Annotated in this window: 26 protein-coding genes and 2 pseudogenes; 6 read left to right on the top strand and 22 right to left on the bottom strand. The window is 52.1% G+C overall.

What is annotated here, in order from left to right; translation table 11 throughout:
• Positions 1 to 154 precede the first annotated feature (154 nt).
• On the top strand, positions 155 to 394 hold the full coding sequence (locus AC07P6_RS18580) for a putative hemolysin (RefSeq protein ID WP_478314122.1): 240 nt from the start codon (positions 155 to 157) through the stop codon (positions 392 to 394).
• Positions 395 to 397: 3 nt separating this feature from the next.
• Here the strand turns inward: AC07P6_RS18580 and AC07P6_RS18575 are convergent, their stop codons facing one another.
• Positions 398 to 745: a DUF488 domain-containing protein gene (locus AC07P6_RS18575; RefSeq protein ID WP_478314120.1), complete on the bottom strand. Its 348-nt coding sequence runs from the start codon at positions 743 to 745 to the stop codon at positions 398 to 400.
• Entirely contained in the window at positions 732 to 1,241 is a 510-nt protein-coding gene (locus tag AC07P6_RS18570; protein ID WP_478314119.1) for a 2-thiouracil desulfurase family protein, read from the bottom strand. Before AC07P6_RS18570 ends, AC07P6_RS18575 begins: the two co-directional genes overlap by 14 nt.
• 162 nt (positions 1,242 to 1,403) lie before the next feature.
• On the opposite strand from AC07P6_RS18570, the gene AC07P6_RS18565 reads away from it, so the two are divergent.
• Positions 1,404 to 2,099 (top strand): CTP synthase C-terminal region-related (seleno)protein, encoded by a 696-nt coding sequence (locus AC07P6_RS18565; protein ID WP_478314117.1) that lies wholly within the window; start codon positions 1,404 to 1,406, stop codon positions 2,097 to 2,099.
• Positions 2,100 to 2,139: 40 nt separating this feature from the next.
• Here AC07P6_RS18565 and AC07P6_RS18560 read toward each other — a convergent pair whose 3' ends face one another.
• Positions 2,140 to 3,324 carry a CynX/NimT family MFS transporter gene (locus tag AC07P6_RS18560; RefSeq protein WP_478314115.1) on the bottom strand — a complete coding sequence of 395 codons (1,185 nt, stop codon included), beginning with the start codon at positions 3,322 to 3,324 and terminating at the stop codon, positions 2,140 to 2,142.
• 101 nt (positions 3,325 to 3,425) lie between these two features.
• On the opposite strand from AC07P6_RS18560, the gene AC07P6_RS18555 reads away from it, so the two are divergent.
• The gene (locus tag AC07P6_RS18555) at positions 3,426 to 4,217 is read left to right on the top strand and encodes an AraC family transcriptional regulator (RefSeq protein WP_182238012.1); all 792 of its coding nucleotides are present in this window, start codon (positions 3,426 to 3,428) and stop codon (positions 4,215 to 4,217) included.
• Here the strand turns inward: AC07P6_RS18555 and AC07P6_RS18550 are convergent.
• The 5 genes and pseudogenes from AC07P6_RS18550 to dgcJ form a co-directional block, all read right to left on the bottom strand.
• On the bottom strand, positions 4,201 to 4,647 hold the full coding sequence (locus tag AC07P6_RS18550; protein ID WP_110273595.1) for a DUF441 domain-containing protein: 447 nt from the start codon (positions 4,645 to 4,647) through the stop codon (positions 4,201 to 4,203). The genes AC07P6_RS18555 and AC07P6_RS18550 overlap by 17 nt on opposite strands.
• A gap of 116 nt (positions 4,648 to 4,763) precedes the next feature.
• Complete coding sequence (locus AC07P6_RS18545; protein WP_478314113.1) at positions 4,764 to 6,800, bottom strand: glycoside hydrolase family 31 protein; 2,037 nt, start codon at positions 6,798 to 6,800, stop codon at positions 4,764 to 4,766.
• A 7-nt stretch (positions 6,801 to 6,807) separates the two neighbouring features.
• Positions 6,808 to 8,151, bottom strand: a complete 1,344-nt coding sequence (locus AC07P6_RS18540; protein WP_112216622.1) for a glycoside-pentoside-hexuronide (GPH):cation symporter — start codon at positions 8,149 to 8,151, stop codon at positions 6,808 to 6,810.
• 202 nt (positions 8,152 to 8,353) lie between these two features.
• A complete protein-coding gene (locus tag AC07P6_RS18535; protein ID WP_478314111.1) occupies positions 8,354 to 8,854 on the bottom strand; it encodes a YbaK/prolyl-tRNA synthetase associated domain-containing protein in 501 nt (166 codons plus the stop codon).
• A gap of 33 nt (positions 8,855 to 8,887) precedes the next feature.
• Positions 8,888 to 10,383: pseudogene (gene dgcJ / locus AC07P6_RS18530) on the bottom strand (diguanylate cyclase DgcJ).
• 344 nt (positions 10,384 to 10,727) lie between these two features.
• Between dgcJ and AC07P6_RS18525 the strand changes: the two are divergent.
• A complete protein-coding gene (locus tag AC07P6_RS18525) occupies positions 10,728 to 11,897 on the top strand; it encodes a glycosyltransferase family 9 protein (RefSeq protein WP_304260925.1) in 1,170 nt (389 codons plus the stop codon).
• A gap of 218 nt (positions 11,898 to 12,115) precedes the next feature.
• Here the strand turns inward: AC07P6_RS18525 and AC07P6_RS18520 are convergent, their stop codons facing one another.
• From AC07P6_RS18520 to AC07P6_RS18455, 14 genes and pseudogenes are all read right to left on the bottom strand, one after another.
• Positions 12,116 to 13,255, bottom strand: a complete 1,140-nt coding sequence (locus tag AC07P6_RS18520; RefSeq protein WP_478314110.1) for a phage integrase Arm DNA-binding domain-containing protein — start codon at positions 13,253 to 13,255, stop codon at positions 12,116 to 12,118.
• Positions 13,230 to 13,493 carry an excisionase gene (locus AC07P6_RS18515; protein ID WP_004131611.1) on the bottom strand — a complete coding sequence of 88 codons (264 nt, stop codon included), beginning with the start codon at positions 13,491 to 13,493 and terminating at the stop codon, positions 13,230 to 13,232. The genes AC07P6_RS18520 and AC07P6_RS18515 overlap by 26 nt, the downstream gene beginning before the upstream one ends.
• A gap of 37 nt (positions 13,494 to 13,530) precedes the next feature.
• Positions 13,531 to 14,100, bottom strand: a complete 570-nt coding sequence (locus AC07P6_RS18510; RefSeq protein WP_478314109.1) for a 3'-5' exonuclease — start codon at positions 14,098 to 14,100, stop codon at positions 13,531 to 13,533.
• A 51-nt stretch (positions 14,101 to 14,151) separates the two neighbouring features.
• On the bottom strand, positions 14,152 to 14,391 hold the full coding sequence (locus AC07P6_RS18505) for a hypothetical protein (protein WP_478314108.1): 240 nt from the start codon (positions 14,389 to 14,391) through the stop codon (positions 14,152 to 14,154).
• Entirely contained in the window at positions 14,384 to 15,124 is a 741-nt protein-coding gene (locus tag AC07P6_RS18500) for a hypothetical protein (RefSeq protein ID WP_478314106.1), read from the bottom strand. Before AC07P6_RS18500 ends, AC07P6_RS18505 begins: the two co-directional genes overlap by 8 nt.
• Positions 15,125 to 15,159: 35 nt before the next feature.
• A pseudogene (locus AC07P6_RS18495) lies at positions 15,160 to 15,573 on the bottom strand (DUF550 domain-containing protein); the annotation flags it as partial.
• A gap of 242 nt (positions 15,574 to 15,815) precedes the next feature.
• On the bottom strand, positions 15,816 to 15,998 hold the full coding sequence (locus tag AC07P6_RS18490) for a hypothetical protein (RefSeq protein ID WP_478314105.1): 183 nt from the start codon (positions 15,996 to 15,998) through the stop codon (positions 15,816 to 15,818).
• The gene (locus tag AC07P6_RS18485) at positions 15,999 to 16,571 is read right to left on the bottom strand and encodes an ead/Ea22-like family protein (RefSeq protein WP_478314103.1); all 573 of its coding nucleotides are present in this window, start codon (positions 16,569 to 16,571) and stop codon (positions 15,999 to 16,001) included. It lies immediately after the preceding gene.
• Entirely contained in the window at positions 16,568 to 16,852 is a 285-nt protein-coding gene (locus AC07P6_RS18480) for a hypothetical protein (RefSeq protein ID WP_227513528.1), read from the bottom strand. The genes AC07P6_RS18485 and AC07P6_RS18480 overlap by 4 nt, the downstream gene beginning before the upstream one ends.
• On the bottom strand, positions 16,849 to 17,400 hold the full coding sequence (locus tag AC07P6_RS18475; RefSeq protein WP_478314101.1) for a hypothetical protein: 552 nt from the start codon (positions 17,398 to 17,400) through the stop codon (positions 16,849 to 16,851). Before AC07P6_RS18475 ends, AC07P6_RS18480 begins: the two co-directional genes overlap by 4 nt.
• Positions 17,397 to 18,182 (bottom strand): ParB/RepB/Spo0J family partition protein, encoded by a 786-nt coding sequence (locus AC07P6_RS18470; RefSeq protein ID WP_478314100.1) that lies wholly within the window; start codon positions 18,180 to 18,182, stop codon positions 17,397 to 17,399. The genes AC07P6_RS18475 and AC07P6_RS18470 overlap by 4 nt, the downstream gene beginning before the upstream one ends.
• The gene (locus AC07P6_RS18465) at positions 18,182 to 18,481 is read right to left on the bottom strand and encodes a hypothetical protein (RefSeq protein WP_478314099.1); all 300 of its coding nucleotides are present in this window, start codon (positions 18,479 to 18,481) and stop codon (positions 18,182 to 18,184) included. The genes AC07P6_RS18470 and AC07P6_RS18465 overlap by 1 nt, the downstream gene beginning before the upstream one ends.
• Positions 18,482 to 18,568: 87 nt before the next feature.
• A complete protein-coding gene (gene rdgC, locus AC07P6_RS18460) occupies positions 18,569 to 19,486 on the bottom strand; it encodes a recombination-associated protein RdgC (RefSeq protein WP_219675457.1) in 918 nt (305 codons plus the stop codon).
• Between the two features lie 495 nt (positions 19,487 to 19,981).
• Positions 19,982 to 20,626: a LexA family protein gene (locus tag AC07P6_RS18455; protein ID WP_154927082.1), complete on the bottom strand. Its 645-nt coding sequence runs from the start codon at positions 20,624 to 20,626 to the stop codon at positions 19,982 to 19,984.
• Positions 20,627 to 20,720: 94 nt separating this feature from the next.
• On the opposite strand from AC07P6_RS18455, the gene AC07P6_RS18450 reads away from it, so the two are divergent.
• Both AC07P6_RS18450 and AC07P6_RS18445 read left to right on the top strand, forming a co-directional pair.
• Positions 20,721 to 20,933 carry a Cro/CI family transcriptional regulator gene (locus AC07P6_RS18450; protein ID WP_154927083.1) on the top strand — a complete coding sequence of 71 codons (213 nt, stop codon included), beginning with the start codon at positions 20,721 to 20,723 and terminating at the stop codon, positions 20,931 to 20,933.
• A gap of 31 nt (positions 20,934 to 20,964) precedes the next feature.
• Positions 20,965 to 21,417: a YmfL family putative regulatory protein gene (locus AC07P6_RS18445; RefSeq protein ID WP_154927084.1), complete on the top strand. Its 453-nt coding sequence runs from the start codon at positions 20,965 to 20,967 to the stop codon at positions 21,415 to 21,417.
• Positions 21,418 to 21,582 lie beyond the last annotated feature (165 nt).

The raw sequence follows: 21,582 nt of genomic DNA, 5'->3' as shown, positions 1-21,582 counted from the left end.
GGGGGCGACGGGGAAAAACTCATTGATTATGGAATGATCTGTTCTCTGGTCAGTTCGAGAACAGGGGCTACTCTACGAGGTAAAAGTGTAGTTAAAATGGAGAAACCGTGGAGATTCAGGGCGAAAGACCGATTTGATCAATTAAGGAGTAGAAATGAAGTGGATGACAATCATGCTGCCTCTGGCGCTCGCCGGATGCGCTCAGCCTCAACAGACTCAGCCCACGCATCCGGTGGGCATGGCTAACCCGGCGTCGGTTTACTGCGGACAGCTGGGAGGCACTCAGGTGCCTGTACAAAGCCCGCAGGGCGTGCGCACAGACTGTAAGCTGCCGGGTGGCGAAACGATTGACGAATGGGATCTCTGGCGTCGCGATCATCCGGCTAAGTCATAGCGCTTATTCCAGCGCTTCCAGCCAGGCGGCAAGCACCTGAGCATGATTTTGTCGGGTGTTTTTCGCCCCATAGAGTAGCGTTAGCTGCTGCTGACGGGCCAGGGCGGCGAGGCGCGCGCCTTCATCGCGGTGGGCATCCAGTTCCTGACGATAGAGCTGACTGAAGTGAGCAAAATCGATTGTCTCGCTATGGTAAGCCTTGCGTAAATCAGCCGACGGGGTGAGCGTTTTACACCACTCATCGTAGTTCAGCGCCTCTTTTTTAATGCCACGCGGCCACAGGCGATCAACCAGCACGCGATAGCCATCGCTCTCTTCTTGTGGGTCATAAACGCGTTTACATTGAATCATCGTCACTCTCCCTTCGTTCCATCCAGTTGAGCAGTTGCGGGATCTGCCCGTCGGAAAATACCGTAATGCCGTGTTCGCGAAGCAGCGCGGCAGCAACGCCAGAGCCGGGTTTGCGCTGCCCGTTGAAGGTACCATCATAGATAAACTGGCTACCGCAGGTTGGGCTACCATCGGTCAACAATGCGGCGGCACAGCCTTCTTCTTGCGCTGCTTTCAGCGCCAGCCAGGCGGCCAGTTGATAGTGTGCAGTAACATCCTGGCCATCACTTTCAACGATTTGCGCACGGTTTTGCATTACATCAGCGCCCTGAGCATTGAGGATTTCTGCCGGGAGTCGGGGGACCGGCAAACCGGCTGCCAGCTCCGGGCAGTGGATGACCAGCCGTCCCTCTTGCTGCCAGCGCGATAGCGCGTCGGCCAGCTGCGCCTTGTTGCTGCCGTTATAGCGAACCTGAAAGCCCATCAGACAGGCGCTGACCAGAATTTTGCTCTTCATCTCGTATCCGTAGCCATTCCTTTGCTTTATACCATACCGCCTGTCAGGCAAAATTGCGCGGGACCTGGCGTGTAAAAAATAAGGATTGTGTTCCGCCGCCGGGATCGCTAACCTGAGGCTCCTTGTGTTGCCTGATAATCGCTCTGACATAAGGATCCTGCTATGAACTCCTCCCCCTTGCGTATTGCCCTGGTTGGTGACTACAACCCTGATGTAATTGCCCATAAAGCGATTCCGCTGGCGATTGATGATGCCGCTGCCGTAATGGAGCTTGCGTTGCGCTACGACTGGCTGGCAACCAGCGAGATAAGCTCCGCCGACGATCTGGCCGACTACGATGCTATCTGGGTCGTTCCCGCCAGTCCTTATAAAAACGCCGAAGGCGCGTTTATCGCCATTCGCCACGCGCGTGAAAACAGCATTCCGTTCCTCGGTACCTGCGGCGGTTTCCAGCACGCGATCGTTGAATACGCGCGTAATGTGATGGGCTGGCAGGATGCTGCGCATGCCGAAACCGATACTGAAGGCAGGATGGTGATTGCACCGCTGAGCTGCTCGCTGGTGGAAAAGACAGATGGCATTGAACTGCGTGCCAATACCCTGATCGCTCGCGCCTATGGGCGTGACAACATTGAAGAGGGTTACCACTGCAACTATGGGATTGCAGAAGACTTTGCTCGCGAGCTGGAGCAGGGCGATCTGCGGGTGACCGGCTGGGATGATGATGGCGAGATTCGGGCGGTGGAGCTGATAACGCATCCGTTCTTTGTCGCCACGCTATTCCAGCACGAGCGCAATTCTCTGGAAGGGCGCCCATCGCCGCTGGTGCACGCGTTTTTGCACGCGGCAAGCCAATAAGTAAACGCCCGGCAGCGAAAATTGCCGGGCGCTGGTGTTGCTAGCTGTTGATCTCCCGATCGCGACCGGCCAGCGCACCAAATACCGCCATTGCGATTGAAATCAGCGCCACGGCGATCAGCGGAATATGCCAGTCGCCGTTGGCATCATGAATTTTCCCCATCACCGGCGGCCCGCATGCGGCCAGCAGATAGCCAACGGCCTGCGCCATTCCCGATAGCGCGGCGGCCTGATGTGCCGAATTAGCGCGCAGGCCAATAAAGGTCAGCCCCAGAATCATGGTTGCGCCGGATCCAAAGCCGAATATCAGCGTCCATATCACCGCCTGAGCGGGCAAAAACCACAATCCGAGCGCGCTAACGGCGCACATCAGGGCGACCAGAACCGCAATACCGCGCTGATCTTTCAGCCGATGGAGAATTAGTGGAATCGCCAGCCCTGGTGCTGCGGTTGCTAACTGAAGCAGTCCGTGCAGAGATCCTGCCTGCGCCTCGCTGTAGCCAATGCTTTGCAAAATAGCGGGCAGCCAGCCGATGATGACGTAATAGACCAGCGAGTTAATACCGAGAAATAGCGTGACCTGCCAGGCCAGCGCCGAGCGCCAGATCCCGCGGTTGTGGACCGCGCGCGAATTCGTTAGCGGCGCAGGGGCCTGCTGACGCGACTGCGGTAGCCAGACAAACAACGCCAGCAGCGGGAAAACCATCAGCATCAGCAGCGCCCCGCGCCAGCCGAGTCCGGCAAGCGCCAACGGGACCACCATCGCCGACCCCAGCGCAGCGGCACCACCCATCGTCAGGGAGTAGGCACCGGTCATTTTGGCAACATGCTGCGAGAAATCGCGTTTGATTAATCCGGGCAGCAGGACGTTCCCCAGCGCAATACCGCAGCCGATAATCGTGGTGCCAATAAACAATAATGCCACGGAAGGTAGCGAGCGCAGACCGATACCCAGGCAAATCAGGATCATCGCCAGCAGCAGGCTGCGTTCAATACCGAATCGGCGTGCGACGCCCGCAGCCAGCGGTGAGACCAGGCCGAAGGCCAGCAGCGGCAGGGTCGTCAACAGGCCGGTTTGCGCGGTGGTGAGGCCATATTCGCTGCGAATTGCGTCCAGCAGCGGTGCGGCGCCGGTAAATGCAACGCGTAAGGTGGTCGCAATCAGCAAGATACCGGCAATCAATAAAAGATTACGGCGGCCGGTAGAAGATGAAACAGAATTCATGGCTATCTCAGACAAGAAAAACGAGGCGTTAACAATAGCCTGTTTGCGACCCGTTTAAATCAAGCTAAAATGACAGAATATCGCTAATATCGGACAATCTTATGATCGGACTCGGCCTGGACGGCTATGACCCGGACAGCGGCCATGAAGCGGCGCTGGCATTTCGTATTCAGGTTGTCGCGGACGAGCAGCATATTCCGCGTCATCAGCACCGCAAAGGTCAGTTGATCCTGGCGCTGCACGGGGCACTAACCTGCGAAGTGGAAAATGCCATGTTGATGGTGCCGCCGCAGTATGCGGTGTGGGTCCCTGGGCAGATACCCCATAGCAACCGGGCGACGCCGGGAGCGCAGATCTGCTTTTTGTTTATTGAACCCGGTGCGGCCCCGATGCCGAATTTCTGCTGTACGTTAAAGATTTCATCGCTGGTGCGCGAGCTTATTTTGACCATGGCCCAGCGCGGCAGGGCAGAATTGGAATCAGCGGCGATGCACCGCCTGGTGCAGGTACTGTTTGACGAGCTACCCCAGCAGCCGCAGGAGCATTTGCAACTGCCGGTATCCGGACATCCGAAAATTCGCCAAATGGCGGAGGTCATGGCCGATGATCCCGCTCGTTGGCAAACGCTGGCGCAGTGGGCGGCGGAGTTCGCCATGAGCGAGCGTAATCTGGCGCGGCTGGTAGTGCGCGAAACGGGCCTGAGCTTTCGCCGCTGGCGGCATCAGCTGCAGCTGATCCTCGCTCTGCAAATGCTGATCCGCGGGCAAAGCGTGCAGCAGACAGCGCAGAGTCTGGGTTATGACTCCACCACCGCGTTTATCACCATGTTTAAAAAAGGGCTGGGCCAAACGCCGGGACGTTATCTCGCCAGCCTGACTACGACTTCCCTATAAACAGCGAAATGATCCCGGCGGCGATAAGCGGACCTACCGGTACCCCGCGGAAGAGAGCAACGCCGAGTACGGTGCCGACCAGCAGCCCGGCCACCAGCTGTGGCTGCGAGCCCATCAACGCCACGCCGCGCCCGCCGAGCCATGAGACGCCGACGCCGACGGCAATCGCCAGCAGTGATTTCCAGTTAACGAACGAATGAAGCAACGTTGAGGGCGGAAGAGTGCCGCTGGCGATAGGTGCCATCACGCCGATAGTCAGGATGATAATCCCGATGGTCAGCCCCTGCTTTTCAATCCACGGGAAGAAAGTATTAAGCGGGGTGACGCGGACGATAATTAAAACCAGTATTGAAATTGCAACGGTCGTGTTATGGCTAATAAAGCCGAGCGCCGCCAGGCCCAGCAGAATTAACAGGGTGGTGTCGAGCATGTGCAGAGGTCCTTGCCAAAATATAAAAAAAGAGAAGCCCGTTTACTCTACGCATAATTGCGTGAGTAGACAGGCTTTTTTTAGCGCATGCTCGCTATTTCAGGCATCTGCCTGATTTATTTTACCAGCAGCGAAACCAGCGGGCTGCCTTCACGAATAAACAACGGAATAGTCTCCAGCCCGGCGGGAACTGAAATACGCTGCCCTCCCTGATAGCGCTCCCCCTGTAAATCGACCCATTGATGTTCACCCGGCAGCCAGACCTCGCGCTGACGCTGGCCTGCGTGCATGACCGGAGCGACCAGCAAATCCTGGCCAAACAGGTATTGGTCTTCGACCTGCCAGCTTTGCGCATCGTCGGGATAGTGCCAGAAGAGCGGGCGCATGAGCGGGTCGCCGTGGCGATGTGCATTGGCGTACAGTTCATCAATATAGGGACGTAGCGCCTCGCGGACGCCCAGCCAGCGTTGCATGATGGCGAAATTATCCTCGCCGTAGCTCCACAGCTCATTTGGCGAACCGCTGTCGCATTGAGGAATATCGTGGCGATAGCTTTCCGGCGGTTGGATCCGCGGCTCGCGATAGCCGTGCATGCGCAGAACCGGGCAGAATACGGCCCAATGGAACCAGCGGACCAATAGTTCGTGAAATGCCGGATCGTGGATATTGCCGCCCTGGAAACCACCGATATCGGTCGTCCACCATGGAATGCCCGCCAGCCCCATGTTGAGCCCGGCAGCCAACTGATTGCGAAACGAATGGAAGGAGGAGTGAACGTCGCCGGACCACGCCAGCACGCCGTAGCGCTGGCTGCCTGCCCAGCTGCAGCGCACCAGATTGACAATCTCTTCTTCACCTTGCGCGCGCAGGCCATCGTAGAAGCCCTGGGCGAAATCGCGCGGGTAGCGGTTACCCACTTCCAGCACCGGTCCGGCGTGATAGCGATAGTTATCGAAGTCATAGGCGCGATACTCCGGCTCGGCTTCATCCAGCCAGAACAGCTTGATCCCGTAGTCAAAATAGTTTTTCTTTACCGTATCCCAGACAAACTGCCGTGCCTGAGGATGGGTGGCGTCAAAGAAGGTGGTATTGCCCATAAAATCCAGGTTGACCTGTACGCCGCGATCGCTGGTCACCAGCCACCCTTTAGCCTTCATCTGTGGGAACAGCGGGCTGCGGGCTTCAACGGTCGGCCAGACTGAAACCATCAGCTTGATGCCCATTGATTCGAGCTCTTCTACCATCGCCTTCGGATCCGGCCAGTCGGTAGGGTCGAAACACCAGGTACCCTGATTCGGCCAGTGGAAGAAATCGATAACCATCACCGAGAGCGGCAGGTTGCGGCGGCGGTATTCGCGAGCCACCTCCAGCACCTCCTGCTGGGTACGATAGCGCAATTTACACTGCCACAGGCTGCTAATGAATTCTGGTGCGGCGGGGGGCGTACCGGTGGCTTTAGCGTACTGGCGGGTTATCTCCATTACGCTGTCACCGGCGGTTATCCAGTAGTCCATCTCCTGGGTGACGCGGGCAGTCCACTGGCTGTGGTTTTTGGCAAAGCTGGCTTCGCCAATCGCTGGATTGTTCCACAGCAGGCCGTAGCCGAGGCTGGATTGCACAAACGGCACGCTGGCCTGTGAGTTACGTTGCGCCAGCTCAAGAGAACAACCCTTCAGATCCAGCCACGGCTGCTGGTACTGGCCCATGCCGTACAGTCTCTCTTCATAGCGGGCTTCAAAACGAACCGTTAGCTGATATTTGCCCCCAGGAAGTGGTTTAAATTCGCGGCCGTCCAGTTTCAGGGCGCTGACGTATTTGTCCTGGCTCTTTTCGCTGGCGCCGATACCGACGGTGGAACGTTGCCGCCACATCTCTTCGAGTAGCAGCTCGCCGTGCTGGTTGTAAAATGCCAGCTGACCCTTGAGGTTCAACACCGCGCTGATATTGCCGTTACGCAGGGTCAGCGTTTCCGCATCACGGGAGATTTCGGCGTGGCATGATTCTGGCGTCAGTAGCGCCTGAAGCTCCGAATTAAACTCCGGCGCGCAGGTGGCTCGTACCCGCAGGCTGTTTTCGCCCCAGGGCTCAAGGCGTAAAATCTGCCGTTCGAAGCGCCATTCGATGGCGTTAGCATGCTGTATTAATTCGCTCATGGTGAGATCATCCTTTCACAAGAGATTGCGTTTTAGCCAAATTGATTTCCTGCATGGTCTGGTCATCAAGCTTGTACCAGCGCAGCGTGGCGAAGGCCGCCAGCGAGAGTAGGCCGGGAACAACGGTAAACAGGGCGACGATGCAGTTCATTGCAAGTGATGTTTGTTCTGGCGCGTTGGCGACGTAGCCGCTAAAGCCCAGAGTCCAGCCGACGATAGCGCCGCTGAGGGCCATTCCCAGCTTGAGGACCGCGAGGAAGGTGGAGAATATGACGCCATCCATACGTTTACCCTGTCGCCATTCGCCGTAGTCGGCGACATCGGCCATCATTACCCACATCAGCGTGGTGGTGGCCTGATAAAGCGTGGAGATAATGAACGTCAGCGGGACCAGCACGAAAACGGATTTCGGCGCGAAGAATAGAGCGATGCTCAGCACCCCCGCCAGCACAGCGCAGTAGCCGAACATTTGAACTTTGTTGAAATTACGGGTCAGTCGTTTGGCCAGCAAGCTACCTGCGGCCTTGCCAAGAATATGCGCGCCTAGCATCCACATAAAGTAGCTGGCGCTGCCGAGGTAGTAGGTAACGAAGTACATCATCGCCCCGAGACGGATTACGCCAAAGCCAATGTTGGTCATCACCAGCACCGCGACGACCCGCCACTGATCGTTGCGCAGGAGATCGCGCAGTTCAGACAGATAGTTGTTATGGGTAGCGGGCGCTTTAATACGTTCACGGGTGTTGGCAAAGCAGATCCAGAACATAATCACCGCTGCGCTGGCCATAATCGCCATCGCCCAACGATAGCCCGCCAGTTTATCCGCGCCGCCGAGGTACTCCGCCAGCGGCATCATGAAAAACGTCGACATTGCGCCGCCGAGCGTGGCAAGGAAGAAGCGCCAGGATTGCAGGGAGATACGTTCGTCATTATCGGGGGTGATCACCGCCCCCATCGAGCAGTAGGGAATATTGATGGCGGTATACATCAGCATCATGAAGGTGTAGCTGACGCTGGCGAAAATCATTTTGCCGGTCATATCCAGAGATTGCGGTACGGCGTAAGTCAGGAGGCAGCTCAGGCCAAATGGCAGGGCTAACCACAGCATCCACGGGCGGAATTTCCCCCAGCGCGAGCGAGTGCGGTCAGCCATATAGCCCATTGCCGGGTCGATGATGGCATCGGCGGTACGGGCGAGCAGAAACATCGTGCCGACAAAGGCTGCCGGGAGGCCCACTACATCGGTATAGTAAAACGTCAGAAAAATAATCACGTTATCCAGGCCGATATGGCTGGCCATATCCCCAAGGCCATAACTGATTTTTTCTTTACGGGTAACTTTAGTCGTCATTGATGTCACCTGGTGTCGTTAAGATACGGTTTCAGTAATTACGAGCTATAGTGTGGTTGAAGCTGGAGGGTTAACAATTGCGGGATTTGGTATCAGAATTACGTAAAATGCTTTTCGTGATACCGGTAACAAAGAATGCAAAATAAAATGCAACGTTATCGGAAATAACTCAGATAACGTTGCGATAGAGGCGAGGGAGGGGTCAGACCTCGCGGCGAAAGACCACCAGCTCGGGTTGGGCAATACGTAAATAGTCAGCGGTGTTGAGGATAATCGATTTGTCGAGCTGCCCGGCGTTGAAGGCGATTTCCGGGAAACGCTCAAATAGCAGCGGGTCGGCGACCAGACGCAGCGATGGGTGGAAACTGAAAGGTGGAATCGCGCCAAACACGCAGGCGGTGAGAGTATCGACCTCTGCGGGGCTGGCCAGTGAGGCTTTGCTGCCGCCGATATGTTCGGCCAGGCGGGCTAAATCGGCCTGTTGATCGGCGGCAAGAATCGCCAGTACGTGTTGATTCACCCCATGACCTTTGACTTTACATACCAGCGCTTTTGCACCCTGACCCAGGGCCGTACCGCGGATCTCTGATACCGCTTCACATTTCCCGACGGCTTCATGCTCAACAACCCGGAAACGAGCATCGGATCGGTTAAGCAACTCGAGCAACTGCTGGTGGGTGCTCTTTATTACAGGCGCATTCATGTCAGTCTGTCCTTGCGGGTTAAAGTATCCAGCTTAACCTTCTCGTGCCGGAAGTGGATGTTTTTTCTGTTTTTTATTTTCGTACAGCCGGGCATCGGCGATGTTCATCACGTCCACCAGATTATCTCCCGGCGCCATGCTGCTGGCTCCCCACGAGAAATTAACGCGTTTATTGATATCAACCGCCGTCAGGTGTTGGCGGATGCGCTCGGGAATATCCTGAGCATCTTCATTGGCGTAATCGATCAGAATCAGGAAGAACTCGTCTCCGCCCAGGCGAATACCGTAATCGCTTTTGCGTATGGACGACGATATGGCCTGCGCGAGCATAACAATAGCCCGGTCGCCTTCGTTATGCCCCCAGGTATCATTAATATATTTCAGTCGGTCACAGTCGAGCGCCATGAACACGATATTCACGCCCTGTTCCGTTAGCTTTTGCAGGCGGGACTCAAGGATCGGGGAGAGGATTTTACGGTTGAAAAGACCGGTTAATGAATCGCTGATGTTTTCTTTGAAAACATCGGTATACAAACGGAAGTGCATCCGTACAAGGTGCAGCAGTACACCAGTAGATATCAGGTAAAACAGGAACAGCTTCCAGGAGCTAAGCAGGAAATACATCACGTCCAGCGACAGCGCGATCTGCATATTTTCTGCAACCTGATTGTTGTAGTGGGCATAGCCGAAAATATGCGTTTGGCTGCGGTGAACGATGATTTCGGTTGTTGAATCCGAGTCCGTTAAGGTGACGTCCAGATAGCGCCAGACTAAGGGACGGTCGGCGGTATAGAGGAGTTTCCCGAGATCTTTACGGGTAACATCAACCATGACGACCCCTTTAAGTTGCTCCTGATGATAGACCGGCGTTAAAAAAGATAAAATATTCTGCCCGGTCAAAGCGTCAGCGTAGATGCTGGAAATCAGCGTGCGTCCACGCAGTAAATTGTTAAAACTGGTTTGGGTTATGCCTAGCTTACTGTCATGGAGAAAATTCCAGTTATCTACCGGGCTGCTGTTTATCTCAAGCGGCGAATAAAAATATGCATATTTATTTTTTAAATCAATGTAATAACGAAAGCGTTGGTCTGATTTGGCAATGCCCGTTCTCTGCGCTGAGATGGCCTTGTTCTGGATAATCGCTGCGTCAAATGCCTGTAGTGCAGGGAGGTCTTAACCCACGGCTGACATGAAGATTGAGTGGTGCTGAGCGTACCGTGAAGCAGAGGAAACGAGCGTCCGGCAATATTTAGCCCACTGACTTCTCCGTTGGTTTGTACGCCGTCGCAAGCTTGTTTTGCCATTTCCGCAGAGGGGGACGTATCCAGTTTGCGTGAAAGCTGGGAGATAATAAGCTGATTTTGATATTTATCGTACAAAAATGCGGCTTCGCCTTTTTCGACGATATATCGCATATATTCTGACATGTCCCGATGGCTGGCGACTAATTCATACACCAGAAATGAAGAGGTCAGAACAACCACGCCCGCAGAAATAAAATGGCGGAGTAATTTATTCTTTAATTTCATGATGATAGTTCCGCCAAAGTAATTGCGCTGATTTTACCATGCTCAGACTGGGTATGTCATTCAAACGGCTTACCTCCGGTGAGCAAATATTGACCGGGGATGGGGGATAAGTAGCTTCTTAAGTATAAGGCAGCTATGAAAATTGGGTTGCCCGATGATATCCAGGCTAATTCCACAATTTACTCATTTTATCTTCAATCAGTTATGCTGGAATGACAAAAAGTATTACTATTCGTCCTGCGCCATAAACATAAGAATTTTATTTATCAAGCGAACTTTTCTTATTTTTATTAGTCCTTAGCAAGATCAGGAGAAGTACTGTTGATAGTGGTTACGAGGTTATGATGATGGAAAACACAGCGGTGCAGGTATCCCCCAGGAAGTTCAAAAAAATAAGAGAGCTGAACAGGCGCCGTAATTACTTTGTTAAGAAAGTACGCAATGTCTTGCGGGTTCATATCGCCAAAGCATTTTGGGATAATCGCAAACGCCATGATGTCGACTTGTCATCGGCTAAAACGGTTCTGATGATGCGTAATGAAGGGGCGATAGGCGATGTGGTTGTGGATTCGGCGCTGGTTAAATGCCTCCATGAGTCGGGGATGACCGTTGATTTCCTGCTGACAAAGTCAAACAGTCAGGTTATGCGGCACAATCCGCACATCCGTCGCATCTATGAAGCTGAAAATGTCGATTCCGCGGATTACCTGCGTAAATTCAAACACAATGTTCCTCAACCTGTAATTGATGAGCTTGCGAATAATAAGTACGATATTATTATTGACCCCTCGCTGTTTGATATCCCTGTACACAGAATGCTGCTGCTACGGCAAATAAAAGCTAAGTCAGTGCTGGGGTTTAATAAGTGGGCGTCGATTAACCACTACACCAAGTCCTTTGATTTTGACTGCGAAAACTGGCACGTCAGCAAGACATTTGCACTTATTGCCGATCACCTGAAGCTGGATAAAAAGCATCTGGAGTCCTATGACCTGCATATTCCGCAGGATACCTATCAGCAAGTTCGCGAGTATCTGGCCGGTTTGGATGGGCGTAAGGTGGTGATTAATATTTTTGCCGGGCATCAGGACCGCAGTTTGTCGCAGGAACAACTCGCGTCAATCATTGAAAAATTACGCTCAGAGTATCCTGATATAAACATTGTCTTGCTCGATCATCGCAATGAGATCCGTATTCCTTTGCCCGAAAAGGTGAGGGTGAATCCGTTTAAAACGCTGCACCATACTATGGCGCTGATTGCACAAGCTGATTTGGTTATCTCACCGGATACTTCCGTTGTGCATATGGCGGCGGCATGGAAAAAACCGCTGATCGCCATCTATAAAGATGTGCGCATGAACAATCGGCTTTGGGCTCCGGGCTATGACAACGCGCGGCAGATCATTGTCCAGTGCGGTAAGGTGCATCAGAAGCAGAACCTCGCCAGCCTGATTATGGCTGAGATTGATTCTGACCTGCTGCCACTGACGCCGGAGTGTGAACGAGTTGGCTAAGTGAGAGCGGAAACAGCCAGCAACAACGCGTCGCTGGCTGTTTTGGATTGACTAACTGTCGGTTTTTGACGTCTGCTTGTGGAGCAGAATGCTAAAGTATATCTCATTGAAATATAAGGTGTTTTTTGTTTCCCCAAAATATCCCCAATATCTTTCCCCAAAACGCTACGTGAAAAATAGAAGACCAGCAGGGTAATACCTCACCATTTTTCACGTAGCTACACCTGAAGCTTTTTCCACTCCAGCCCTCTATCATCTGCATACTCTTCGCTCATCGCGTCAGTTTTATGACCCAGCAAGGTTTTAACGTTTAAGCCTTGTTCTTTGTAGAGGCGAGATGCCAGTGAACGTTGTTCATGAAACGAAGGCGGGGTGTGACCCTCATGCCACTTAATCCCTGACTGATCCCTTGCAATGGTGAAATACCGCGATATGGAGTTCACAGGGATTTTGCTTCCTGGCTTCGCCGTCGCATGCAGAACTGAGTGATGAACAAGGTACTTGCTAACGCATCGATCCCGGCACCTTGCGATCACTTCTTCAAGCGTCATACCGATGGCATCACATCTAAGGGAAAGTGGTAAGGCAATTTTGGACCCCGTCTTATTTTGTGTGATATGCAGGAACCCATCCCACACATCGGAAAACTTGAAATCAACGATGTCACCCAATCGCTGGCCAGTAATTAAAGCCAGAAGCATGGCGTTCTGCGCAGCTGGCTGCATATCCTCGGCGTGTTTAAAAATTGTTTTCCATTCTGCTAAGGTCAATCGTTTTCTCCTTACCTTCACTACTGGATTCTTCGCAGCAAGGGCAGGGTTATAACCAGGGGGCACTTCGCCTGCATGCTGGGCCTCTTTAAACACATCAACAAGAACCGACCTTACCTGTTGCCCCATTCTTTGCTTACCTGCGTTTTTATACTCGTCAATAATAGTGGCGATGATTTTGGTATCCACATCTGCTATTCGCAGATTCGGTGTTCTTTTAGATAAAACATTCGAGCAAAGACGCCTATTTTTTAATGTGGATAGTTTGATCTCGTTGTTTTCCATCCTCTCCTGTTGAATTTCCTTATACTTTTTAATCCAATCGCTAACTCTCATTCCCGGAGCTTTCTTGGCGTTAGCTTTAATGGCCATATCGACAAGAGCGTATGATTGCTTTGCTTCCTGTTCCGAAATGAGACGATTCATCTCAGTTGCAGCAGCTTTCGCTGCATCTTCATCGGTTCCAAACCCTACAAAAACACCTGATGTGGGATGCCTGTATTGCCAGTAGATACGGGATGTTCTCTTATCTAACTTGCAGTACAAGTTTGGAATATTAATGTTATGTTTTCTGGGTCGAGCTGCCATAGAAGGCCTTCTCCACTAACTGGCGGGCTTTATCTGACAGAGATGTAGAAATATCAACATCACCCACCATGCCAATAAAACGAGCATCTTCATCAATCACCCAGCGGCGACCTTGTTTGATTGCAGCCGGGTAGGTTTGTTTGGTTTTAGCTATTTTGTTCAGTGTTGCTTTGCTCACTGGGTATTTAAAACCATTTGGCCCTGATGCCCAGTCATAGATAGTAACTAGCTGCCCCATACGTATATCTCCACTAATCCGGCTGCGTCCGTTGTATCTATCCAGCAACGGGGCTGGGAATGAGTCGCTGCCAGATTGCAGAGACGTATTTAGCCTGGTGTTTGGCGTCAGCCAGCGCATTATGCATATCGCCTTCAAACGGAATATCTCGGCGCGGGTTGATGCCAATGGTTCGCCCTAATTCGACAATGGTTCGAACGTCGCGATCATTCCAGTATTTCCATACACAGGGTACAAACTCACGCTCATAGCTGGTCCGAAGGATCACGTTGTCAAACGTAGCCCCATTACCCCAGACCTGAACTTTTGCTGGATCGGCGTTATCACGTATGAAGCAATTCAGATTGCTCAATGCAGTAACAAGATTCATTGCCGCGTCTTTATCGCAAATGGCCTTTCGGGCCTCTTCGCTTTGCTGCATCCACCAAATAATCGTTTCAGGGTCAGGAACGGCACCGCCATCTACCGCGCTTTTAAGGCTGACTACTCGGTAAAATTCCTCTCCGAGTTCGCCAGTTGAGGGCTCAAAAAATACCGCACCGATGGAGACGATAGGGGCATTGGGCTTATTACCCATAGTTTCGAGGTCGATCATTAAATGGTTCACGTTAAATATTCTCTTGTTAAGTGCTGGTGGACTGATTGGGTTATTCAGAAATCAGTCATCATCTTCATCAATAAAATCCATCCACTCCCCATCATCATGAATGCCAGGGCAAAGCAGAGGGTTAGTTGCAGCCAGCATTTCACTAGCTGCGCCCCGGCGTTGAATGCGTCGCAGAACCTCATACATTTCGAACACCTCGGTGCGCTCGTCGCCAATATCCATATCACAGGCCAGAGTATGAAAATCTGTAGTGAGAGCCTGTAGCCTCTGAAGCAATTCATCTTTACTCACTCTTCACCTCCTGCTTATTCCGCGAAACTAACGGAATCAATTCGTTAGCATCATCCTGAGCATCCTGCGTGGCGGCTGCGAGCAAGCGCTCTACTTCCTCGCGAGCGTCGTAGCAACGGATTGCGCTATAACAGCCACGGCTTCCGTTGCTATCGAGCAGGCGGTTAACCGCAGCGATTAGCTCATTTGGAATAATTTCAGGAATATTTTGTTGTGCGTTTTGGGGTTGCGGGGCGGCTGCGAGCATGGCGTCAGCATATTGCGTCAGTGTGTCAATTCCGTACTCGTTCTTCTCGTGCAACCAGTTGGGATAATGCGTCCAGATTTCCATGCCAAAATGTCGATAATCAGGATTTTCGCCAGGGTGCGCTGTTGCATCGAATCCAGCCGAACCAAGAATTCGGATGCGGGCACTTCCCAGCAATGCGCGCCAACGTTTAGCGTCCCGCTGCACATCGTCGGTCAGTTTTTTGTCTGGTGCTGCTGGCGTTATTGCGGTGCCGGTTGACGTTTCCGCAATTTCCCGAAAATTGTTGGTTGACGAATTCCCGTTTTCCCGACAATTGCCAGCCTGGAGCATGGCGGCCCGTAACTTACCAGGCACATCAGCCCACGCGCCAGAATAATAACTGGTGTTCGGGTCGGTGTGCTCCAACAGATCTTCTATCGCGGAAGCTGCCATATGCAGAAGGTCATCCAGCGCCAATGTCGGGATTGGTTCGATAGTTTTCATGGCTTATCTCCGCTGAGCATGGCGGCACGGCAGTCATTCCAGCCCCTCACATATGCCCCTTCACTGGTGCCAAGGAATGGCATTTCGCCAACGGTTGCTTTCTCCGGCACTACCTGCGCTGGCTGCTCTTTGATGTGCAACCGCGGCTCACCGTCTTTCGGCTCCGGCCATTCGCGCAGTTTGTTCACCGCCAGTTTTTCAATCATCGCCAGGGTAATCTGCTCGTCAGTAATACCGGCACGGCGTTGTGCATCCCACAGCAGGAATTGCATATCTGCCCACTCGCTGAGGTCACCAGGCTCTGCAGCGGCTTCCAGCGCTTCTTTGCTGAGGTGTTTCAGCGGGCCAATAGGGCCGACATTACCGAACGTGGCCTGCGACCACTCGGCGTGCTCGCGGCGTACCTGGTCGTGTTCTGGCGCTGGCTGGGCGTGGCGATAGAGCGGCGCTATGTTTCGCTCCAGATCGGTAATAACGCTCCATATTGGGACTGACTCGACGCCTTGCTTCGCCATATCACGATAACTATCGGCATACGCCAGCACAGGATTACGGTTAGGCTCGCAGTCCATTGCGGCCAGCGCCATGCGGGCCAGCATTTTGATACTCTCGATATCGCTCGGGTTAAGGACTTGCCCTATCTTCAGGCCGTAGAGAGACTGCACACGCTCTTCTCTGGTTAATTTGCTTGTCATTGGCTCTCCCCCTTTGGTATGCAGACGCCACGCAGCGCCAGTTCACCATCGTTAAGTTCTTTGATTTTGGCAAAGGCAGAACGACAAGCAGATTCTGTCGTAAATTCCTGTGCGGTGATTGTCGGCTTCGCGTCAGATGGGCTGTAGCTCCCGAACATCCAGATGATAAGCACCCACATCTACGCGCTCTCCCACTTGATGGCAGCCGTAATCGAAATAAGGAAATCACCAAAGCCTGTGATGTAGCTAATACGCCCAGAGCGCTGTAACGCGCCGATACTCTCAAGCCGCCTTACCTGTTCTTTTTCCAAATCGTGACCGCCAGATTCAGGGTCATCACAGCATTCGACGAAGCGGTGGAGCGCTGCCAAGTCAGCATCAGTGACAAACGAGCGGAATGGCTCAATGGTGACGGTGCGGGACTCCAGCGATGACAAAAGCGCTTTAATTTCTCCTTGCTGAAATGCAATCATCTCCTGCCCCTTCTCCAGCGCCTCTTCTGCCGCGTTTGCCCTGTCACGCTCACGAACAAACATGTTGTGCGTTCTGTCTATGGCTTCCCGGCGAGCTTCGGATGTCTTCTCTGACTTCTCCAGCGCCTCTACCAGCGCGATGACATTGTTTGGGTTAGCCAGGGCGTAAAATTTCTCCGCCGCCGCACGACCTTTCGAATACCGGGCGATAATGGCGAGCTCTTTGGCATCGATCGCTGCCGCTTTAAGGCTCTGCGCCAGTTCGGTGATATCAGTCATGCTGCACGCTCCTGTTTTGGCATCAGCGCATCGCGGACGCTCTGGCGGTAGTAGTGGTGAAAGGCAAAAGTCAGGCCGAGTTTTGTTGGCCTCTCCTGCTTCCCTAACAGCTTGAGGCGAGTACAAATGGTCGTCGCCGTCCAGCCAGAGTGATAACCGGCGGCACGCTTCATAACGGTTTCCGCCAGGATGGTGCGAAAGTCGTCGCGTCCGAAGTTAGTGTTTTCGAATGCGGCGTTGATCACTTCATCGGTTAAATGTGCATCGATAGCGTTGCTCATTTGTCGGCCCCCTCTCGCAGCGAATCAGCCAGCCATTGCAGATTCATAATCTGAACGCCGATATTGCTGAACTTCTTCAGGTGGGCGATGGCCTTCTCAACTCCGCGCGCCTCGGCTTCTGCTACGATGCGATCGGTGGCCGGGGTTGCCACCGAGTCAACCAACTGGTAATTGCATGTTTGATAGGTGTGCTGGCTATCGGAGGTATGCAGCCCTTGAGCATCGAAGCCTTGAGCCTGTTGAATCACGATACCCCATGACACGCACTGAACATCTTCGCTCCAGCCGTCGTCTGCGTCCTCATGGTAAGCGTCAATCTCAGCTTGCGCTGTATCAATAGCGCTCTGCTTGTCTTTGAAGTAATCGAAGCCGTATTCAGGGGAATATGCGAAGTAAGTTACGCCAGCCTTCAGCTCCACATTCTCCGCAGCCAGCTGCCGTACCTTTTCCCGCAAACCATCAGCGCAGTTATGGCTACCGCTTTGCCCGCGCGACCAGGAAAATCCGCAATCACATTGAAATACACCATCAATCTCTTTTGCGTTCATACAGCCTCCCCTAGCACCCAGCGCAGAGCCGCCGCGTATTCACCGCTGGCACCTTCGAGGGCTTTTGTAATTTCTTTGCGTGATTTAATACGCGGCGTTGCTTCGCCGAGAACTTGACGCTGACGACGGGCTTTTTCATGGCCGGTTGTGCCAGCAGTTGCCGCTTCGATTTCAGAGACCTTCTCACGCTGCTCTTCGGGTTTAAGCGATGCCAGCTGACGCGCCTGGGTAACGGTAACTGTGCCAGCTTCCACCGCTTCCCTGACGGCCTGGGTGGCATCGAGAAGGGAGAGCGTTGCTCGAACGGTCTGAACGCTGCAGCCAAACAACACCGCAATGTCGTCCTCATCGAGCCCGCGGTCGAGCGCGTCTGACATTTTTTTAGCCCGGCCAAGCGGTGTATCAGGTCGGCGAATTTCGTTTTCGCTCACCATGTATTTAGCCATCTGATTTGCTGATCCGCGCTTAACAACTCCAGGAACAAACAGTGGGTCTTTGCCTTCTTTCAGAAGGAGTTTATTTGCCTCAATGGTATGTTTAACGCGCTGGCGGCCTACAACCACGCAGGTGAGCCCTGTTTCAGGGTCTTTCCAGACGATAATCGGCTCCAGTACTCCCAGCTCTTTAATGTTCAGTACCATCCCTTCGTCGATCGGAAGGTGGACCCGCTCATCGTAAAGCGGGTGAGTTTTGTCGGTAACCAGATGAAGGTTTTCAGGCTCGAACGTTAAAACGTTTGTCTTGCCACTGGCGCCATATACAACTTTTGAATCTTTAGCCATCAGACAGCCTCCACACCGCTGGTGGGGGCCGCCGAGATATTCTTCATATCCCGCATAGCTTCTAAGACGTGCATATTGCTGCGTGTTTTAGTGTGGCGTTCAACAATGCGATCGCATTCTTTAGCCCAGGAAATAACTTCTTCTTTCATGGCGTCACGTTCTTTACGCGCCTGGCGAAGAGTAACGTTCGAAATATCGAGCATGGTTGCCAAACCTTTAAGCAGTTCTGCAGTAGCAGGAGGCATTGTTTTAGCCGCCTCAAAGGCATCTTTAATTAACTGCTGTGCTGTTTTTGCCATTATGTTTTTCTCCAACTGACGCGCTGCAACGCGCTTTAGGGTGCAGCAACCCAACCCTTGAGAATGGGGTAATTGCTGCTGTTCTAATCAGGCTGCTGGTTTTTGTTCTTCGTGCTCTTTGTAGGCGAGAAGATCACAAAGCTGGTTAATTACTTTACAGAACTGGAACATGTCCGTACCTGCCTGGTGACGCCAGCGGTAGGCTTTGTCGTCATCATCAGAGAAATCATTATCCTGGGTATCGATCCGCCGGAAGTGGAACTTATCTGTAAGCAGGAAAGAGACTCCGCAGCCTCTTAATTCCATGTTGTCAACGATAAAACCTGTGTTCAGGCTCTCCAGAATTTCACTGGTAACGGAAGTATGTTCCGCAGAGTAGCGAATAACTTCTTTCTGTTCTGCCAGGCGGGATAGCTGGACATAATCACCGACCTCAAACCCGGCAAAGGCAGATTCTTCTCCGTCCAGATGGTTTTTAAGGCGTGTTGTCAGGCCATTTTTAATATCACTGATGTTGATCGTGACTGTTTTTACTGAACCGATCACTTTTACCAGCATCGCCCCGACTAAATTGGCAATATTTTTATTGGCGGAATTAATGATCAGCAGATTTTCTGCAGTGTTATACAGGACCAGGATCAGAGACGACTTGATGAATGCCTGTTTGCAGAGCTGAACCTTAGCATCCTGGATAATGTTGTTACGGTCAGCGCGCTTCAATTTCTGACCACACGCATTTTCGATGCGCTGGATACGCTCATTGGCTTCTTTCATCACGACGTGCTGGGGGATTATTTTCTCATCGCGGCGAACCACGATTGCATAACCGCCAGTAATTGGCGTAACCAGCTCGCCGGTAATCGGATTAGGGACGAAGGAAGCCCGCGCGAATTCCGTTTCTGTAAGTTCAGAGTAGGGCAATTCCTGCAGGTGCCCTTCAACCGCTTCAATACTGGGCAAAGTAGCCCGATAGACAATGGCGTTACGTAACTTTGATAATTTCATTTCGATGTCCTCTGCAAAGGATTGGTTAGTTATCTCCACACAACACAGGAGAGCACCAGCTTCTGCATCAGCCCGAGCGGATTGGGTTATGAGCCCGTCACTCGGTGGTGCTCTCGTGTCTTGTGTAAAAAGGGCGGTACCAGAAAGGGAAATGAACTGGCACCGCCAAGACTACACACAGCACAGTTAACAAGGGTTGTGACACCAGATCGCTAATCTGCTTACTTCCCGCCGCTCAGTTTTTGTATTGGCAACCAGTTGCTGTTGCTCAGTCGATTTTCGGGTCTTTGCGTCGACCGGCGCTGCAGTACGCTTGTACACATCACAACTGGAAGCGCACTCCGACGACTTACAAACCGATCCCCACCAGTGGAAGGAGAGGGAGTGCGCTTTCATGTTGTTGATGGAATAAATCTAAAATAATTTAGTTTTATGGTCAAGGTGAAAAACTAAATAATTTTAGTAATTCACTTTTCTATGATTGAGGGAAGGGAGTTAGCGACGCATTTGTCGGCGATGCTCAACGACAACACCTATGATGGAAATTTTTTCTACGGAAGAATCTAAAGTAGCAAAATCAGGGTTTAGCGGGACTAGTTCAAAAACATCCTCCCCATCTTCGTTGACACCCCTTGCTCTGTACTTTTTGAAAGTTGCATACTCACTGCCGTTTTTAGCCACGACATAATCACCAGGGCCGGGACATAAATCAGGATCGACAATGATTGTGTCTCCTTCTTTGAATTCTGGCTCCATTGATTTCCCTTTTACTTTAAGGGCAAATGTTCCGAAGGAATGGAGTCCATTAGTCAAGATGTAATCAATAGCCCCTTCCAGGTTTCTCGCGTCACTCTCAGATGTCCATGTTCCTGCTTGTACCCAACTAATAATGGGGACTTGCAACGCTCCAGCTATGGAAGGAGAAACGTTCGAATTCTCTTCCTTTCCAGTTAGTAGGAAATCCTCAGACACACCAAAAAACCGCGCCAATTTTGTTAATGACACACCGCCAGGCATGTTCTGATCTTTTTCCCAATAACCAATGGTTACATCACTTACGCCGACAACCTTGCCGAGCTGCTTTTGTGTCAGCTTTCTTTCTCTTCTTAATGTCTTAAGCCGCGCTCCAAATGTGTTCACTGTTGTCCACCTGTCATCAAAAACTAAATTATCTTAGCTTTAATTGACCAAAAATAGTTTAGGTCGTAATATCTAAATAAATTTAGGAGGGTGTATGACGACAACAGAGCTTGAAGAGTACTTTGGGACCCCGAGTAAAGCCGCAGATTTTTTTTCTGTATCCACCGAGGCCTTCTACTTATGGCGAAAAAGACCAGGGGGATTAATCCCTAAAGGTCGCGCTGCTGAAGCGGCATATAGAACTGACGGAAAGCTGGTTTTTCGTCCTGAACTTTACAAAAAGTCTACCGCCTCAACAGGCAAGTAGTAACTACAAACCAAATATCAAAGGGGTAGGTATGAACCTAAAAGAAGTTGTGAAAGCGATGTGTAAAACATATCCAGGAGGTCGTGAAGCAATGGCTGGTGCCCTGGGAATGACAGTTACACAGTTCAACAACAACCTTTACGAGAAAAATGGCTGCCGTTTCTTCGAAGTAAGTGAACTTGAAGCGATGGAGGACATTTCAAACACCTCGTTACTAGCTGATTACTTCGCCCGTCGCCGTGGTGCTCTGCTGGTGGATGTGCCGCACCTTGAAGAACTGGATCGTGTAGACCTGTTTAGTCGTGCAATGCGTACCTCAGCAGCCAGGGGGCAGGTTGATCAGATTATCGAGCAGGCTCTTGATGATGGGGTTATCGAAAGACATGAAGCAGAAGAAATCATGGTACATCACCGCCGCCATCTGGCAGCACGTGAAGAAGAAATCGCGGCAATTATCACGTTGTTTGCACGCAAAAAGAAGTGACGCCAGCAGGTTGCAGCCTCTGGCGTCGTGGCGTGTCGTTATCAGTGGAGATTACTAACGCATGAACAGTTTACCAACACAGTACCGCAGGTCGCAACTTATAGCGCGTCCGGTTCCTGGTGGAGCAGGTCCGGTTCAGTTCGTGTATGGGGTAAGAGTACCAGG

It is taken from the genome of Klebsiella sp. GFKo11, assembly GCF_056490265.1.
Note: the sequence above shows the minus strand (reverse complement) of the source record. Positions and strands in the feature narration are given on the sequence as shown.

Bases quoted from the DNA above. Each gene is read 5' to 3' on its own strand.
- AC07P6_RS18580 (WP_478314122.1), top strand. From the start codon at position 155: ATGAAGTGGATGACAATCATGCTGCCTCTGGCGCTCGCCGGATGCGCT.
- AC07P6_RS18575 (WP_478314120.1), bottom strand. From the start codon at position 745: ATGATTCAATGTAAACGCGTTTATGACCCACAAGAAGAGAGCGATGGC.
- AC07P6_RS18570 (WP_478314119.1), bottom strand. From the start codon at position 1,241: ATGAAGAGCAAAATTCTGGTCAGCGCCTGTCTGATGGGCTTTCAGGTT.
- AC07P6_RS18565 (WP_478314117.1), top strand. From the start codon at position 1,404: ATGAACTCCTCCCCCTTGCGTATTGCCCTGGTTGGTGACTACAACCCT.
- AC07P6_RS18560 (WP_478314115.1), bottom strand. From the start codon at position 3,324: ATGAATTCTGTTTCATCTTCTACCGGCCGCCGTAATCTTTTATTGATT.
- AC07P6_RS18555 (WP_182238012.1), top strand. From the start codon at position 3,426: ATGATCGGACTCGGCCTGGACGGCTATGACCCGGACAGCGGCCATGAA.
- AC07P6_RS18550 (WP_110273595.1), bottom strand. From the start codon at position 4,647: ATGCTCGACACCACCCTGTTAATTCTGCTGGGCCTGGCGGCGCTCGGC.
- AC07P6_RS18545 (WP_478314113.1), bottom strand. From the start codon at position 6,800: ATGAGCGAATTAATACAGCATGCTAACGCCATCGAATGGCGCTTCGAA.
- AC07P6_RS18540 (WP_112216622.1), bottom strand. From the start codon at position 8,151: ATGACGACTAAAGTTACCCGTAAAGAAAAAATCAGTTATGGCCTTGGG.
- AC07P6_RS18535 (WP_478314111.1), bottom strand. From the start codon at position 8,854: ATGAATGCGCCTGTAATAAAGAGCACCCACCAGCAGTTGCTCGAGTTG.
- AC07P6_RS18525 (WP_304260925.1), top strand. From the start codon at position 10,728: ATGATGGAAAACACAGCGGTGCAGGTATCCCCCAGGAAGTTCAAAAAA.
- AC07P6_RS18520 (WP_478314110.1), bottom strand. From the start codon at position 13,255: ATGGCAGCTCGACCCAGAAAACATAACATTAATATTCCAAACTTGTAC.
- AC07P6_RS18515 (WP_004131611.1), bottom strand. From the start codon at position 13,493: ATGGGGCAGCTAGTTACTATCTATGACTGGGCATCAGGGCCAAATGGT.
- AC07P6_RS18500 (WP_478314106.1), bottom strand. From the start codon at position 15,124: ATGAAAACTATCGAACCAATCCCGACATTGGCGCTGGATGACCTTCTG.
- AC07P6_RS18490 (WP_478314105.1), bottom strand. From the start codon at position 15,998: ATGTGGGTGCTTATCATCTGGATGTTCGGGAGCTACAGCCCATCTGAC.
- AC07P6_RS18485 (WP_478314103.1), bottom strand. From the start codon at position 16,571: ATGACTGATATCACCGAACTGGCGCAGAGCCTTAAAGCGGCAGCGATC.
- AC07P6_RS18480 (WP_227513528.1), bottom strand. From the start codon at position 16,852: ATGAGCAACGCTATCGATGCACATTTAACCGATGAAGTGATCAACGCC.
- AC07P6_RS18475 (WP_478314101.1), bottom strand. From the start codon at position 17,400: ATGAACGCAAAAGAGATTGATGGTGTATTTCAATGTGATTGCGGATTT.
- AC07P6_RS18470 (WP_478314100.1), bottom strand. From the start codon at position 18,182: ATGGCTAAAGATTCAAAAGTTGTATATGGCGCCAGTGGCAAGACAAAC.
- AC07P6_RS18465 (WP_478314099.1), bottom strand. From the start codon at position 18,481: ATGGCAAAAACAGCACAGCAGTTAATTAAAGATGCCTTTGAGGCGGCT.
- rdgC (WP_219675457.1), bottom strand. From the start codon at position 19,486: ATGAAATTATCAAAGTTACGTAACGCCATTGTCTATCGGGCTACTTTG.
- AC07P6_RS18450 (WP_154927083.1), top strand. From the start codon at position 20,721: ATGACGACAACAGAGCTTGAAGAGTACTTTGGGACCCCGAGTAAAGCC.
- AC07P6_RS18445 (WP_154927084.1), top strand. From the start codon at position 20,965: ATGAACCTAAAAGAAGTTGTGAAAGCGATGTGTAAAACATATCCAGGA.